Consider the following 14,985-nt stretch of genomic DNA (forward strand, 5'->3'; position numbering starts at 1 on the left):
GTCTGTGTGAGCGCAATATTAGGGCTATTGCGCGCACACGTCAACAAAAAAATGAATTAAGCTGGATCAATTGCATCATTTTTCGGCAATTTGATGCTTTCATTCAGTTTTTCCCAGACTTTCACTTCTTTTTTGCTTGGTCCGCCAACCACTTCTAAGGCATGACGCAAACGCGCAAAGGTCAGGTCAGGACCAATGGTGACCATGGTTTGCATCACAGGGGTAGATGCGGTTGAACCTGCAATTGCAATAAAGAACGCAGGCATGAAATCACGCAATTTGATTTCCATTTGGTTCGCTAAATCCATTAGGGTTTGGCTCACCGTGTCGTTGTTCCAAGTAAATAGACTTTCTAAACGCCAAATTGCAAATTGTAGGCTTTGACGCACTTGTTCTTCAGACAGTTTTTTACTTTCAAACTGTTCCTTGCTCAAGCTTGGGAAATGGTTGAAGTAATGTGCAGACCAATTGACCGCTTCTGAGAGTAAATTAATACGTGGTTGAATTGCGGCAGCAATTTCTTCCAATTTGGCACGATCTGCTTTCCAAGCCAATAAGGTGTCTAATAGTTCAGCAGGTGAAAGTGCTTTAATCCATTGACCATTTAGCCAATTGAGTTTTTCAACATCAAAGATCGGGCCGCCTAATGAGACACGTTGAATATCAAAGTGTTCAATCATTTCGGCCAAGGTGAATTTTTCGCTTTCATCTGGCATTGACCAACCCATGCGACCTAAATAGTTCAGCAACGCTTCGGGTAATACACCAATGTCTTTATAGTAGTTAATTGAAGTCGGGTTTTTGCGTTTAGATAATTTTGATTTGTCTGGGTTACGCAACAGTGGCATGTGGCACAACACAGGCATATCCCAACCAAAATATTGATAAAGCAATTGGTGTTTCGGTGCCGATGGAATCCATTCTTCACCACGAATCACGTGGGTGATTTGCATCAAATGGTCATCGACCACATTCGCCAAATGGTAAGTTGGTAAGCCATCTGTTTTCAGCAGAATTTGCATATCGACTTGCGCCCATGGAATTTCCACTTCACCGCGCAGCATATCATTAAATTTACATACGCCTTCGGTTGGTACTTTCATACGAATGACATGCGCTTCGCCTGCCGCTAAACGACGCTGTACTTCATCTGCAGACAAGTTTAAACCACGACCATCGTAGCGCGGGCTTTCACCACGTGCTTGCTGTTCTGCACGCATTTGATCGAGTTCTTCGCTAGTAGCGAAGCAATAGAAAGCATGTCCTTGTTCAACCAATTGCAAGGCGTATTGCTTATAAATATCCATACGTTCAGACTGACGATACGGTGCATGCGGGCCGCCGACATCTGGACCTTCTGCCCAATTTAAGCCTAACCAACGCAATGAATCCAAAATCATTTTTTCAGATTCAGGGGTTGAACGCAGTTGGTCAGTATCTTCAATACGAAGAATAAACTCACCACCGTGTTGTTTGGCAAAACATAAGTTAAACAAGGCGATATACGCTGTTCCCACGTGCGGGAAACCAGTAGGAGAAGGCGCGATACGAGTACGAACAGTCATAAGCAAAAATTAATTCAAAATGTAAATTGCAACCATTATAACGAAAAAGCCCAAGTACTTAATGTTAAATTCAACATTCTGTACTTGGGCGTTTCAACTGCATTTGAAAAGGGGATTAAAGGCAGTGAGTTTGATGCAGACTTATGAGTTACCTTGCGGGAATAAGGCTTGTACGAAACGGCTAAAACGCTGATTTTGCAAGGCAAAGAAATTTTGAGTTGGGGCAAGATTAATTGAAGTCAGCACTTTTAAATCATTATTTGATTCAAACTTTTGCTTGTCTGCCTGTTTTTGTTGGGTAAGGGCTTTTTCAATTAAAGACCCCTTTTCCGCAGTTAAATGGGTTTTACTTTCAGTAGACTTGATCACAGCACTGTGACTGACTGTGCTTAAAGTGAGTAATGCTGCGCATATGAGTTTAGATTTCATCTTGATTCCCCCTTTCCTTTATGAATGAACTCACAATTTATAAATAGTTTTAATTACTTAAATATTTAATAACAAAAACCTTAATAAAAGCAGACTTTCGTCACACTTTCAATAAGATCTTTATCATTATTTACTCACTATATACCGATTTGTCCATTGAGCTTTGGATTAGAACATGTTGTAACAAACAACTGTGGAGATATCGTGAAGATTTTTACAAAAGTCACAATAAAATAGTTTTAAAGCGGGTTTGATTGCTGTGATGTCGCTTATTTTACCGTTGAGTCTAAAAACGGATCAAAGTTTTATTCACTTTTTATATATCTAATCCATAAAAAGGTATAAATTTGGAATAAACGCCGCATCTTGAATTAAATTGATTAAAAACAATTAATTAAAGCTAAATTATTTGAATTTAATCATTTTTTGCATGTTTTTTACAAATTGCGCAGCGCCTGAGCATTGCATATATTGAGCGACAGATTAAAGGTGATGTGTGCTGTAATGAAAACTCAATTGAAAGCTTTATTGGCTGCTGCGCTATTGGCAACAGGTTTTGCTGCAACGACTGCTCAGGCTGCAGATCGTCAGTTTTTAAATGTATCGTATGATGCGACCCGCGAATTTTATGATGAATTTAACAAGTCGTTTGGTCAGTACTGGAAAAAACGTACAGGTTTAGACGTCAACTTTAAACAATCACATGGTGGTTCAGGCAAGCAAGCGCGTTCTGTGGTCGATGGTTTAAAGGGTGATGTCGTAACTTTGGCATTGGCGAATGACATTGAAGAAATTGTAAAGTCAGGTCAAATCCAAGCAGGTTGGCAAAAAGAATTTCCTCATAACTCTGCGCCTTATACCTCGACCATCGTCTTTATGGTGCGTAAAGGCAATCCGAAAAACATTAAAGACTGGAATGACTTAACCAAACCAGGCGTACAAATTATTACCCCTAACCCGAAAACAGGTGGTTTGCCACGTTGGGTGTATTTATCGGCTTGGGGTTATGCAGAAAAGCAGCCGGGCGGCTCTAAGGCCAAAGCGCAAGAATTTGTGGGCAAGATGTACCACAATGTAAAAGTGATGGATTCGGCAGCACGTGCGTCGATGACTACATTTGCTGAACGTGGCATTGGTGATGTGTTGTTGACTTGGGAAAATGAAGCCCTTGTAACTTTAAAAACCTTAGGCAAAGACAAGTTTGATATTGTTTATCCATCTATTTCTATTTTGACTGAACCTTCGGTGGCAATCGTAGACCGCACAGTAGAAAAAAATGGCAATAAATGGTTAGCGACAGGCTATATCAACTATTTATATTCACCTTTAGGTCAGGAAATGGCGGCTAAGCATTTCTACCGTCCACGTAATGAAAAAGTCCTTGCAAAATATGCAGCACAATTCCCGAAATTAAAAACCTTCACGATTGATGAGGTGTTCGGTGGCTGGGAAAATGCACAAAAAACACATTTTGTGAATGGTGCGATTTTCGACCAAATTTATAATACTAAGCGTTAAACAGATATCCATTTTCGGCTAATCTTTTATTGGATTGGCACACAAAAAAATCTCTACGGAGATTTTTTTGTGCTTTAAAAAGTCAAAAACGGTTTTCCCTATGGAAAGTAATATTTATCTACAAAAAGACGTTTGGAGCTTTGCCAAAACAAGGTAATAATGTGCAGTTACATTTTAGCTGTATTGATTGAACCTTATGTCGCATATTTCTGTATTACTTCATGAAACTGTTGATGCCGTGTTGGCAGATCGCAATACAGGAATTTATGTCGATGCCACCTTTGGACGAGGTGGACACACGCGTTTGTTGTTATCCAAATTGGATGCGCAGGCACGAGTCTATGCCTTTGATAAAGATCCACAAGCTTTGGCCGTGGCAGCAGAATTGGCGCAGCAAGATTCGCGCTTTCAGATTATTCATGCCAGTTTTGCCGATATGCAGCAAGCGTTGAATGATTTGGGCGTCACTCAGGTCGATGGTGTGATGGCCGATTTAGGCGTGTCGTCACCACAGCTAGATCAGGCAGAACGCGGTTTTAGCTTTATGAAAGATGGCCCGCTTGATATGCGTATGGACAACTCACAAGGCCCGACTGCGGCAGAATGGCTGGTGGATATTGAAGAAGAAGCCTTAGCCAATGTGATTTTTCAATATGGTGAAGAGCGTTATAGCCGCCGTATTGCCAAAGCCATTAAACAGGCGGGTTATATTGAAACTACCGCACAATTGGCTGAAATTGTAAAAGTTGCCCATCCGAAGTGGGAAAAAAACAAACACGCTGCAACGCGTACTTTTCAGGCAATTCGTATTGCGATTAATAAAGAATTAGAAGATATTGAAAACTTCTTACCGCAAGCGGTTGAGGTATTAAAATCCGAAGGTCGTTTGGCGGTAATTAGCTTCCACTCTTTGGAAGATCGTTTAATTAAACAGTTTATTCAAAAAGAATCGAGCCTGCCTGAAGATTCAGGTTGGGGCTTGCCACAACAGCAACAAGATACACGTCGATTGAAAAAAATCTCACGTGTGCGTGCCAGTGATGAAGAAGTCAAAGCCAATCCACGCTCACGCAGCGCATGGCTACGTGTTGCAGAACGATTAGCTTGAAAAGGCCAATAATGAAAACTGAAAGCGTTAAAAAAAATCAATCTCAAGTGCGACTGAAAAAAATGGTCGCCTATTTTATTTTATTGGCGCTGGTGTTTATCAGCGCGATTATGGTGGTGTTTCAAGTGTTTGAATATCGACATGATTATCGTGAGCTGAGTTCTTATATGCGCGAGCGAGATGACTTAAATGCCGAATGGGGACGTTTGTTAATTGAACAGCAGACCTTTGGTGCAACTGCACAAATTGGCACCCGTGCGGTGACGCAACTGCGTATGTATTCACCGCCCGCACCGCAAACTGTGGTGATTTCTTTGCCTACAACCTCAGAACAACAATAAGGCGAGTTGCACATGGTCGATACGCGTAAAAAGCAAACCCGAAAGAAACAGCAATCGGTAACTGGAAAAAATGCCATTCATGTAGAAATGTGGCGTTTTTACTTAATGTGGGCTGTGGTACTGCTGGTGTTCGTGGCACTGGTGGGACGTGCTTTTTATGTGCAAATTGTGAACCATGACTTTTTACAAAACAAAGCCAATGCCAATATTTTAAGAACAGAAAAGCTCAAAGCTATGCGCGGGGTGATTTATGATCGCCACGGTGTGCCTTTGGCAATTAGTACCCCTGTAATGAAAGTGGTGATTGATCCACGTGATTATTTTGACAATAAAAAACTGTTTGAAGAAATTACAGCCGAGTTGGAAAAAAATCCGACCAGTCGTAAATTGCAGCGCCAATTGCCAGATAAAAACTTGAATTTAGATGAACTTGCCGATGCAGTTGGGATGGATCGCCAAGAACTGAAAAATAAAATGAACGAGCGTCCGCGTTCACGTTATTTGGTTTTACAAAAAGAAGTGCCGCCGCAACAGGCAGAGCTGATTCTAAAACGTAATTTCCAAGGGGTATATACCGAGAAAAACTATAAGCGTTATTACCCGCAGCCACAGCCGAATGCACAAATTATTGGTTTGACCAATAGTGAAGGCACAGGCATTGAAGGCTTGGAAATGCAGCTAAATACCCGCTTGGCAGGCGTGGATGGCGAACAGCAAATCGTGCGCGATAAAAAGGGTAACCGTGTCAAAGACCCAGAAGTGGTGAGAGAGGTTGAACCGGGCGAAAATATTACCCTGAGTATCGACTCACGTTTGCAATACATTATGTATCGTGAATTGACTGCAGCAGGGGTGGCAAATAATGCCCGTTCAGCCACAGCAATTGCGGTAGATGTGAAAACGGGTGAAATTTTGGCGATGACCAGTTGGCCGTCGTATAACCCGAATGACAAAAAAAGTTTGTCCAATAAAGATGCCATGCGTAACCGTGGTGCGGTGGATTCTTTTGAACCGGGTTCGACCATGAAGCCTATGACGGTGGCAATGGCACTGGAAAGTGGCAAATATTCACCGAATACCGTGGTCAATTTAAGTGGTGGTTCAATGCGGGTGGGTAATCACACCATTCGTGATACCCACAATTATGGCTCACTGACTTTGGCGGGAATTATCCAAAAATCGTCAAACGTGGGTGTGGCGAAAATTGCTTTATCTTTACCGTATGCAACCTTACCGACTTTTTATAAGCGTTTAGGGTTTGGTGCGCGTTCTGCAGTGAAATTTCCGGGTGAAAGTGCAGGTTTAATTTTGCCGCCAAGCAAGTGGAATGTGTCGGAAGTGGCGACCATGTCTTATGGTTATGGTTTGAACGCCACTGTGCTGCAATTGGCAGATGCCTATGCCATGCTTGCCAATAAAGGCGTAAAAATGCCGCTGAGTTTATACAAATTAGAAGAACAGCCTAAAGGCGAACAAATTGTTGATGCTAAAATTGCCGATCAAGTTCTACTGATGATGGAAGCCGTAACGTTACCCGGTGGTACGGCACGTCAAGCCAATATTCCAGGCTATCGGGTTGCAGGTAAAACGGGAACAGCGCATAAACTTCGTGCAGACCGCAAAGGCTATTCACAGACTGAATATCGTGCCTTGTTTGCTGGGGTTGCGCCAGTCAGTGATCCGCGTTTAGCCATGGTTGTCGTGGTGGAAAATCCAACAGGACAGTATTATGGTGGTTTGGTGGCAGCGCCTGTATTTGCTCGTGTGATGCAAGAATCTTTACGTTTAATGAACGTACCTTTAGATAAACCTTTAGAAACTCCCAACATCCAATAACAGGTGACGCATGTCTATCAGCTTTCAAAATATTTATCGCAGTTCCCGCGTTGCAGATTGGATGATACAAGACTTTCAGGGCTTTCAACTTGACAGCCGCCATGTGACAGCAGGGCAAATTTTTATTGCCCTGACCAGTTTGTCGCAGCCTGAAAAAACCGCACAATTTGCACAAGCAGCTTTAGATCAAGGTGCTTTGGCGGTGATTTCGGAAACTGAACTGGCAGTTGCCAATAATTTGGTGGTGCCAGATGTGCGTCAGCGCATGGGACAGTGGCAAAAACAATATTTACAAGCACGACAGCCTGTACCTTTAGCGCGTATGCTTGCAGTCACGGGCACCAATGGTAAAACCACGATTTCCCGCTTAATTGCTGAGTTGTTAATGTTACAAGCCCAACGCTGTGCGGTAATGGGCACCACAGGCAACGGAATTTTGCCTAATTTGGAAGCTTCAACACATACCACTTTAGATGCCTTGCAACTGCAAAATGCTTTATACAGCTATGCACAACAGGGGGCAAAATTTGCCGCAATTGAAGCCAGTTCACATGGTTTGGAGCAAGGGCGCTTAAATGGCTGCGATATTGAAATTGCGGTATATAGCAACCTGAGCCGTGATCATTTGGATTATCACGGTACTTTAGAGGCGTATGCTGCAGCCAAAGCCATGCTGTTTCAGTTTGCCAGTTTAAAAGTTGCAATTGTCAATTTAGATGATGAATATGCTGGGATCATGTTGCAAGCGGCGCAACAGAACCCTGCGCAACCGAAAATTTTGACTTATTCCACGCAGCAAGCGGCAGACTATCAAGTACAGCAGATTGAATACAGTCTGAATGGTGTACGTTTCCATCTACAAACTGCTACGGCAGAATATGTGGTGCAAAGTCCGTTGCTCGGACATTTTAATGTTGAAAACTTGGTCGCGAGTTTAATCGCAGCAGAGCAAGCAGGTTTTGCATTACAGGATTTAATACACACGACTGCACAACTTAAAGGCGCACCGGGGCGTATGCAAGTGCTGCGTGATGCAGAGCGTCTGTTTGTGGTGGATTATGCACATACCCCAGATGCCTTGATTCAAGTACTGCAAACCCTAAAACGCCATGTCAGCGCACAGCTTTGGGCAGTATTTGGTTGCGGTGGTGACCGTGACCGTGGCAAGCGTCCACTCATGACCCAAGCAGCACTAGATTATGCCAATGTTGTGCTCTTGACCTCAGATAACCCACGCACAGAAGATCCTTTACAAATTTTTGCCGATATGCAGGCAGGTGTAGATTTATCAGTAGTACAAACGCATGAAATTCATGATCGCCGTGAAGCGATTAAATATGCCGTTCAACATGCTCAATCAGGTGATATTGTGTTGATTGCAGGCAAAGGTCATGAAAATTATCAAGAAATAGATGGGGTAAGACACTGGTTTGATGATGTGATTGAAGTGCAAGCTGCGATAGATGCACAACATTGCTCACCTTCTGCTTACCCAGCGCAATAAGGAATTTGTATGCACACTTCCACCACCAGTACTGCAATTTTAGAACCTTGGACTGCTGAGCAACTGCAACAGGCAACACAAGGTTATTGGCTGAATGGACACACACCGCAGGGCGAGATTAAACGTATTTTGACCGATTCACGACATGCTGAAGCAGGTGATGCCTTTTTGGCATTAAAAGGTGAGCGTTTTGATGCGCATGACTTTGTGGCTCAAGTGGCGACTCAGGGCTGTTCAATGGCGATTGTCAGCCAGCCAGTAGAGGTGAATATTTGCCAATTGGTCGTGCCAGATACACGTTTAGCCTTAGGACACTTGGGTGCCTTTCGTCGTCAGCAACATCCACAATTAAAAGTAATTGCCTTAACAGGCAGCAGTGGTAAAACCACTACTAAAGAAATGCTCGGCAGTATTTTGTCGCGTTTGGCACCGACCTTAATTACCCGTGGCAACCTGAATAATGATTTGGGTGTGCCGATGATGTTGCTGGAATTGAATGCAAGCCATCAATACGCGGTAATGGAATTGGGTGCCAGTCATCAAGGTGAAATCGATTACACTTCAAACTTGGTGCAGCCGCATGTGGCAGGCATTATCAATATTGGTACGGCACATTTGGGTGAATTTGGTGGACGTGAGGGCATTTGTCGGGCGAAGTCAGAAATCTATGAACATCTTGCACCACAAGGTACTGCCATTGTGCCTGCTGCCGATGATTTTACAGAACAGATTCAACAAGCCGTTCAGTCAGAACAGCGTCTAAGTTTTGGTGAAGGCGGTGATGTTTTTGCCACAGAAATTCAGTTGCAGCCACAATCGGCAAGTTTTTGCTTAAATACCGCACAAGGCATACGTCAGGTCAATTTACCTTTTGCCGGCGAACACAATGTAAAAAATGCTACGGCTGCTGCAGCCTTTGCACTGGCAATTGGAGTGAGTTTAGATGATATTGTGGCGGGCTTGGAGCAAGCACAAGGGGCAAAAGGCCGTTTAAACTTTATTCATCAAGGCGCACATTTGTTCATTGATGACACCTATAATGCCAATCCAACTTCTATGCGTGCTGCAGGTGAAGTTTTGGCGCAGCAAACGGGTGTGCGGGTCATGGTGATTGGTGATATTGGTGAGCTCGGCAATAGTGCGGCACAGCAACACTATATGCTAGGACGGGATTTAGTTTCTATTCGTGGCATTAATTTTGTGGTGGCTGTGGGTGAATTTTCACCTGCGACTCAAGAGGGCGCACGTAGTACCCAATATGGAAAAAAATTACAGGCCTTTGTAACGCAGGAACAAGCCTTGCCATTTTTAATTGATCTGGTAAAAACACATCAACCTCAGTCCATGAGTTTCCTGTTCAAAGGTTCTCGTTATACCCATATGGAAACGTTGATGGCTGCATTGATGGAGAAAATTTAAATGCTGTTATGGTTATTTGAACAGCTGGCGGGCTATCACAGCTCGTTTCAGGTGGTTCGTTATTTAACATTACGTTCATTACTGAGTGTATTGACTGCGCTTGGCATCGGTTTGGTGCTAGGCCCTGTGATGATTCGTAAATTACAAGCATTAAAATACGGTCAGGCAGTCAGCTCTTATGCACCTGAAGGGCATGCCAAAAAAATGGGTACGCCAACCATGGGCGGGGTATTAATCCTGCTTTCCATTGGTATTTCGACCCTATTGTGGGCAGATTTATCTAACCCTTACGTCTGGATTGTACTGGCAGTTATGGTCATTTTTGGCGCTGTAGGCTGGGCAGATGACTGGATTAAAATTCGCTACAAAGACAATGCGGGTTTGCCAGCGCGTAAAAAATTCTTCTGGACTTCGGTAGCATCATTGGGTGCAGGTATTGCGTTGTATGTGATTGCAACCCAACAGCCAAATCCTGCACAAACTGCAGATATGCTGGATGTGTTGATTCCATTCTTTAAAGATTTCAGCATTCCTTTGTCGCTGATTCCACTCGGTATTGGCTTCATTATCTTTACTTATTTGGTGATTAACGGTGCCTCAAATGCGGTGAACCTGACTGATGGTTTAGATGGCTTGGCAATTATGCCAATCGTGTTGGTTGCGGCAGGTTTGGGCGTCTTTGCCTACTTAGCGGGGGATGTTCGTTTTGCCGATTATCTGCATATCCCTTATGTGAAATATGCGTCTGAGTTGGTGGTAATCTGTGCCGCGATGATTGGTGCGGGCTTGGCCTTCTTGTGGTATAACGCGCATCCTGCACAAGTCTTTATGGGCGATGTCGGTGCACTGTCTTTGGGGGCAATGCTGGGTACGATTGCCGTGATGGTACGTCAGGAAATCGTGTTTGCGATTATGGGCGGTGTATTTGTAGTGGAAGCCATTTCAGTATTCCTGCAAATTGGTTCACTGCGTATGCGCAATAAACGTGTCTTTTTAATGGCGCCGTTGCATCACCACTACGAAAAGAAAGGCTGGCGTGAAACCCAAGTGGTGATTCGCTTCTGGATTATTACAATTATGCTGGTGGTTTTAGGCCTAATGACCTTAAAATTACGCTAAGCCAAAAGAACCGAAAAACCTTGAAAAGTCGGCACCTGCCGACTTTTTTATGCCGCCTGCTTTGGAGAAAATCATGAATCTGCTGATGTGTCCTGTGTGTCGTCAGGTCTTACAACTGCATGACAGAACGTGGCGCTGTGCCAGCAACCACAGTTATGATGTCGCGAAACAAGGCTATGTCAACTTGCATGTCGTGCAGCATAAACACAGTAAAAACCCAGGAGATACACCTGTTTCGGTACAGGCACGCCGTGCCTTTTTAAGTGCGGGGCACTATGCACCTTTGCAACAGGCAGTGGTACAAAAATTGCGTGAACTACGTATAGAAAATCTGTTGGATATTGGCTGTGGCGAAGGTTATTACACGGCAGCTATGCAAGCTGAAGTCATGCAATGTGTAGGGGTAGATATTGCCAAAAATGCAGTACAAGTGGCGGCTAAACTGAATTCAGAAGTGACTTGGGTGGTGGGTACAGGTGCAACTTTGCCTGTGTTGGATCATTGCATTGATGTTTGCAGCAGTTTGTTTAGTCTAATACCCAAGCAGGAAATTTTACGGGTACTCAAGCCCCAAGGCTATTTGCTGGTGGTTACGCCAGCGCCTGAACACTTGCTGGCCATGCGTCAGGCCTTGTTTGAAGATGTCAAACCGCATGAGCCTGAAAAATTTGTTACTCAATTACAAGATGCTTTTGAATTGGTGGATGCCAGTGTGGTGAAGACACCGTTACAGCTCAGTCAAACAGATTTAAAACATTTGATTGCGATGACACCTTATGCCTATAAGGCCAAACCTGAGCGTCGTCAGGCATTAGAGCAACATGCTCAATTTGAACTATCTGCACAACATCAAATTTACCTGTTCCAAAAAAAGTAAGCGCTAGGTTTTAAAAATCGGGCTGCTATTTAAGTCCAAGCTGTGCTCATAAAAAAGCCCTCATCATTGCGAATGAGGGCTTTTTGCTAGCTGATGGTGTCTGTGCTTACAAGACTTCATCAATTAAGTTTTCCAAAGCATCGGGTGCAGGTTTTGGTGCAGGCGTTGGTTTAGTCGGTGCATTTTCTGGCGTTTGCATCGGTGGTGGCGTATTGTTGTCTGGTATCAACACTTCCTCGCCTGGCAAGTCATCAAAATCACGTTCAGGTGCACGTACCGGTGCAGCAGGTGCAGGGCGATACAACGGACGTGCCAGAGGTGGAGAGGCGCGATAATCTTGTTGCTGTTCTGCGGTCAGTTGATTCAGCTCACGCTGTGGTGCTTTGGCTTTGTTGTCCAAGCTTACCCAAGCTTCAGGTGTTCCTTTGAGCGCATTGCCCATAAAGTCCGTCCAAATTGGTAAAGCAGCCACACCGCCGTATTCACGACGACCTAAAGTGGTCGGTTGGTCAAACCCGACCCAGGCCACAGTCACCAGCTTGCTGTTAAAGCCCGCAAACCATGCATCTTTGGCATCATTGGTGGTTCCTGTTTTACCGCCAATATCGCCACGACCAATTCTGAGCGCAGCACGTCCAGTACCGTGTTGAATTACGTCACGTAAAATATTGGACATATCATACGCCGAGCTAGATTTTAAAATACGCTGTGCCTGTTTGTACTGACTACGCTCTGCCAATAAGTTCGGATATTGTTCAGCTTGTGCCAGTTTTTTATTGGTGACTTCAATCACTTCATCATCTGGTGTAGTGGCTTCGGCACTTTCAAGCGTTTGTTCTTTGGCATTAATACAAGCAATACACGCATATTCAGGATTAGCTTGATAAATCACTTTGCCATAAGCATCTTCAATACGGTTAATGAAGTGCGGTTGAATACGGTAACCACCGTTGGCAAAAGTGGCATAGCCCGTTGCCATTTGAATAGGCAAAACTTGTGGTGTACCCAATGCAATGGTGTAGTTACGCGGAATCTGATCTTCCTGCAAACCAAAATCCATGAATAGTTGGCGGGTACGCTCAATACCGACTTCTTGTAATAAGCGTACCGAAACCGTGTTACGAGATAAATAGAGAGCACGACGTAACGGAATCATGCCTAAATGGCGACCATCGGAGTTACGTGGTGACCATTTACCAATGGTGATTGGACTGTCATTGACCATGGTGTGTGGCGTCATACCACGCTCTAAAGCCAGAGCATACACAAAAGGTTTGATGGTGGAACCCGGTTGACGCCAACCTTGTAAAGTACGGTTGAACTTAGATTGATAGAAGTTGTATCCACCGACCAACGCTTCAATGGCGCCATTATTCGGGTTAATTGCGACCAATTGACCTTGCACTTTCGGTACTTGTACCAATGACCAAGCGGTTTTATTTTCATTTGGACGTAAACGGACAATATCTTTGACTTTTACAATCTGTGCCGCACGACTTGGCGCATTGCCTACACTGTTGGCATTGCGATAGGGGCGCGCCCAAGACATACCTGACCATGGTACAGTAACTGTTGTGCCATCTTGCATTAACGCTTCAAAAGAATTATTCAGCACTTTGCTGACTTGCGCAGGGTAGGTGTTGGCATAAGCACGAAACTCATTCAGCGGTTTGTCGTGTGCCTCTGCACCACGCCAGCCGTGGCGACGGTCATAGGCTTCTAAGCCTTCTTGTACCGCCTGTTCTGCGTACATTTGACGTTTGCTGTCTACCGTGGTGTAAACTTTATAGCCCGAATCAACCGCTTGTTCGCCAAATTTACTAACCAGTTCAGCACGCACCATTTCACCAATATACGGATGTTTATTGCTGATGCTGCGGTCTGGCATATCTAAATTAATGGGTTCAGCAATGGCTTTTTGGTATTCATTTTGGTTGATATAGCCCAGTTGCAGCATACGCCCCAAAATCCAGTTACGACGTTCTAAAGCACGCTCAGGATTCACCACTGGATTGTAGCGTGAAGGTGCTTTAGGTAAGCCTGCAATCATCGCCATTTGTGCAATTGTCAGCTCTTCTAAGCTTTTGTTGTAATAAATTTTGGCAGCTGCCGCGATGCCATAGGCATTTTTACCCAAAAAGATTTTATTGACGTATAAAGTCAAAATTTCTTCTTTGCTCAGGTTCTGTTCAATTTTACGCGCTAAAAAGATTTCGGTGAGTTTACGCTTTAAAGTACGATCAGGGCTGAGATAATAGTTTTTTGCCACTTGCATGGTAATGGTTGAGCCGCCAGTTTGCACATTGGAGCCTGTTACCGCCTCGCTCAACGCGCGCCCTAAGCCTTTGAAGCTAATCCCACTGTGTTCAAAAAAGGCAGAATCTTCTGCAGCTAAGAATGCAAAAATGAATTTTTCAGGAATATGTTCATAATCGACAGGCACAGAAAGCTTGCCGCCATACTCGGCAATTAGCTCATTATCGGCACTATAAACCTGTAATGGTTTTAATAATGGCGCTTTTTTTAAGGTGGTCATTTCTGGCAAAGATGGGGCAATATAGAGATACATGCCATAGAAACCCATCGGTATTGCGACCAAAATTATAATTATGATCAAAAAAAATGGATGAACACGACCCGAACAAGATAGCTTTTTCATAACAAGTGCGTTTTAATAAGCGCTAATAGCAAACTAATTGCTGGTCAGTATAGCGAGTAGATTTACGGATTGTTAGATGAATTATTGTATCCGTAAAAAATTATAGACCAGCGCGGATTAGTAGGTTAAATTTTTTTGGGGATAAAAAAATAATAGGAATGGTACTATTGTGCGTAGGTTATATCGTAAGCCAAGTAAGGGGTTAATAGGTGTAGATATTAGTTCTACTTCTGTTAAGTTATTAGAACTCTCTGTTAAGAATGGTAGATACTGGGTCGAGAGCTATGCGCTGGTCCCACTTCCAGAAGGCAGTGTGGTTGAAAAAAACATTCTCAATCCAGAAGCAGTCGGGGATGCGCTTGAACGTGCATTGAACTTAGCAAACACGCAATCTACATCTGCAGCATTAGCAATTCCAACCTCAATGGTGATTACCAAAATCATTGAAATGGATGCAGATATGACCAGCGATGAGTGTGAAGTGGCTTTGTTGCACAAACCTATCTGTAAAGGCTTTTTCAGCGATATAATTTTCAAATGAAGAAGCCTACACACAAAATCTACCGTACAACCAATTGGCCCGCATATAACCGAGCACTCATGAGTCGCG

General features: G+C 43.8%; 11 protein-coding genes and 1 pseudogene. 9 read left to right on the forward strand and 3 right to left on the reverse strand.

Annotated elements, in window-relative coordinates; all coding sequences use genetic code 11:
• Nucleotides 1-56 precede the first annotated feature (56 nt).
• Complete coding sequence (gltX, locus tag HYG89_RS09360) at nt 57-1,565, reverse strand: glutamate--tRNA ligase (protein WP_154320243.1); 1,509 nt, start codon at nt 1,563-1,565, stop codon at nt 57-59.
• A gap of 141 nt (nt 1,566-1,706) precedes the next feature.
• Nucleotides 1,707-1,994, reverse strand: coding sequence for a hypothetical protein (locus HYG89_RS09365; RefSeq protein WP_178867217.1), 288 nt, complete (start codon nt 1,992-1,994; stop codon nt 1,707-1,709).
• A gap of 504 nt (nt 1,995-2,498) precedes the next feature.
• Here HYG89_RS09365 and HYG89_RS09370 point away from each other — a divergent pair.
• The 8 genes from HYG89_RS09370 (at nt 2,499) to HYG89_RS09405 (ending at nt 11,716) form a co-directional block, all read left to right on the forward strand.
• Complete coding sequence (locus HYG89_RS09370) at nt 2,499-3,512, forward strand: sulfate ABC transporter substrate-binding protein (protein ID WP_096901291.1); 1,014 nt, start codon at nt 2,499-2,501, stop codon at nt 3,510-3,512.
• A gap of 196 nt (nt 3,513-3,708) precedes the next feature.
• A complete protein-coding gene (gene rsmH / locus HYG89_RS09375) occupies nt 3,709-4,620 on the forward strand; it encodes a 16S rRNA (cytosine(1402)-N(4))-methyltransferase RsmH (protein WP_178867219.1) in 912 nt (303 codons plus the stop codon).
• Between the two features lie 11 nt (nt 4,621-4,631).
• Complete coding sequence (ftsL, locus tag HYG89_RS09380) at nt 4,632-4,961, forward strand: cell division protein FtsL (protein WP_372595708.1); 330 nt, start codon at nt 4,632-4,634, stop codon at nt 4,959-4,961.
• A 12-nt stretch (nt 4,962-4,973) separates the two neighbouring features.
• Entirely contained in the window at nt 4,974-6,797 is a 1,824-nt protein-coding gene (gene ftsI / locus HYG89_RS09385; protein WP_131260649.1) for a penicillin-binding protein PBP3, read from the forward strand.
• Between the two features lie 10 nt (nt 6,798-6,807).
• A complete protein-coding gene (locus HYG89_RS09390; RefSeq protein ID WP_178867221.1) occupies nt 6,808-8,301 on the forward strand; it encodes a UDP-N-acetylmuramoyl-L-alanyl-D-glutamate--2,6-diaminopimelate ligase in 1,494 nt (497 codons plus the stop codon).
• Between the two features lie 9 nt (nt 8,302-8,310).
• The gene (murF, locus tag HYG89_RS09395; protein ID WP_178867223.1) at nt 8,311-9,720 is read left to right on the forward strand and encodes a UDP-N-acetylmuramoyl-tripeptide--D-alanyl-D-alanine ligase; all 1,410 of its coding nucleotides are present in this window, start codon (nt 8,311-8,313) and stop codon (nt 9,718-9,720) included.
• Nucleotides 9,721-10,839 (forward strand): phospho-N-acetylmuramoyl-pentapeptide-transferase, encoded by a 1,119-nt coding sequence (gene mraY, locus HYG89_RS09400; RefSeq protein WP_168418907.1) that lies wholly within the window; start codon nt 9,721-9,723, stop codon nt 10,837-10,839.
• 73 nt (nt 10,840-10,912) lie between these two features.
• Nucleotides 10,913-11,716 (forward strand): putative RNA methyltransferase, encoded by an 804-nt coding sequence (locus HYG89_RS09405; RefSeq protein ID WP_178867225.1) that lies wholly within the window; start codon nt 10,913-10,915, stop codon nt 11,714-11,716.
• Nucleotides 11,717-11,822: 106 nt separating this feature from the next.
• On the opposite strand, the gene ponA is transcribed toward HYG89_RS09405, so the two are convergent.
• Entirely contained in the window at nt 11,823-14,375 is a 2,553-nt protein-coding gene (ponA, locus tag HYG89_RS09410; protein WP_178867227.1) for a penicillin-binding protein PBP1a, read from the reverse strand.
• Between the two features lie 169 nt (nt 14,376-14,544).
• Here ponA and pilM point away from each other — a divergent pair.
• Nucleotides 14,545-14,865: pseudogene (gene pilM / locus HYG89_RS09415) on the forward strand (pilus assembly protein PilM); the annotation flags it as partial.
• Between the last annotated feature and the right edge of the window lie 120 nt (nt 14,866-14,985).

It is taken from the genome of Acinetobacter sp. SwsAc5 (assembly GCF_013391485.1).
Classification (GTDB): Bacteria; Pseudomonadota; Gammaproteobacteria; order Pseudomonadales; family Moraxellaceae; genus Acinetobacter; species Acinetobacter towneri.

Bases quoted from the DNA above. Each gene is read 5' to 3' on its own strand.
- ftsI (WP_131260649.1), top strand. From the start codon at position 4,974: ATGGTCGATACGCGTAAAAAGCAAACCCGAAAGAAACAGCAATCGGTA.
- mraY (WP_168418907.1), top strand. From the start codon at position 9,721: ATGCTGTTATGGTTATTTGAACAGCTGGCGGGCTATCACAGCTCGTTT.
- murF (WP_178867223.1), top strand. From the start codon at position 8,311: ATGCACACTTCCACCACCAGTACTGCAATTTTAGAACCTTGGACTGCT.
- HYG89_RS09365 (WP_178867217.1), bottom strand. From the start codon at position 1,994: ATGAAATCTAAACTCATATGCGCAGCATTACTCACTTTAAGCACAGTC.
- gltX (WP_154320243.1), bottom strand. From the start codon at position 1,565: ATGACTGTTCGTACTCGTATCGCGCCTTCTCCTACTGGTTTCCCGCAC.
- HYG89_RS09370 (WP_096901291.1), top strand. From the start codon at position 2,499: ATGAAAACTCAATTGAAAGCTTTATTGGCTGCTGCGCTATTGGCAACA.
- HYG89_RS09405 (WP_178867225.1), top strand. From the start codon at position 10,913: ATGAATCTGCTGATGTGTCCTGTGTGTCGTCAGGTCTTACAACTGCAT.
- rsmH (WP_178867219.1), top strand. From the start codon at position 3,709: ATGTCGCATATTTCTGTATTACTTCATGAAACTGTTGATGCCGTGTTG.
- ftsL (WP_372595708.1), top strand. From the start codon at position 4,632: ATGAAAACTGAAAGCGTTAAAAAAAATCAATCTCAAGTGCGACTGAAA.
- HYG89_RS09390 (WP_178867221.1), top strand. From the start codon at position 6,808: ATGTCTATCAGCTTTCAAAATATTTATCGCAGTTCCCGCGTTGCAGAT.
- ponA (WP_178867227.1), bottom strand. From the start codon at position 14,375: ATGAAAAAGCTATCTTGTTCGGGTCGTGTTCATCCATTTTTTTTGATC.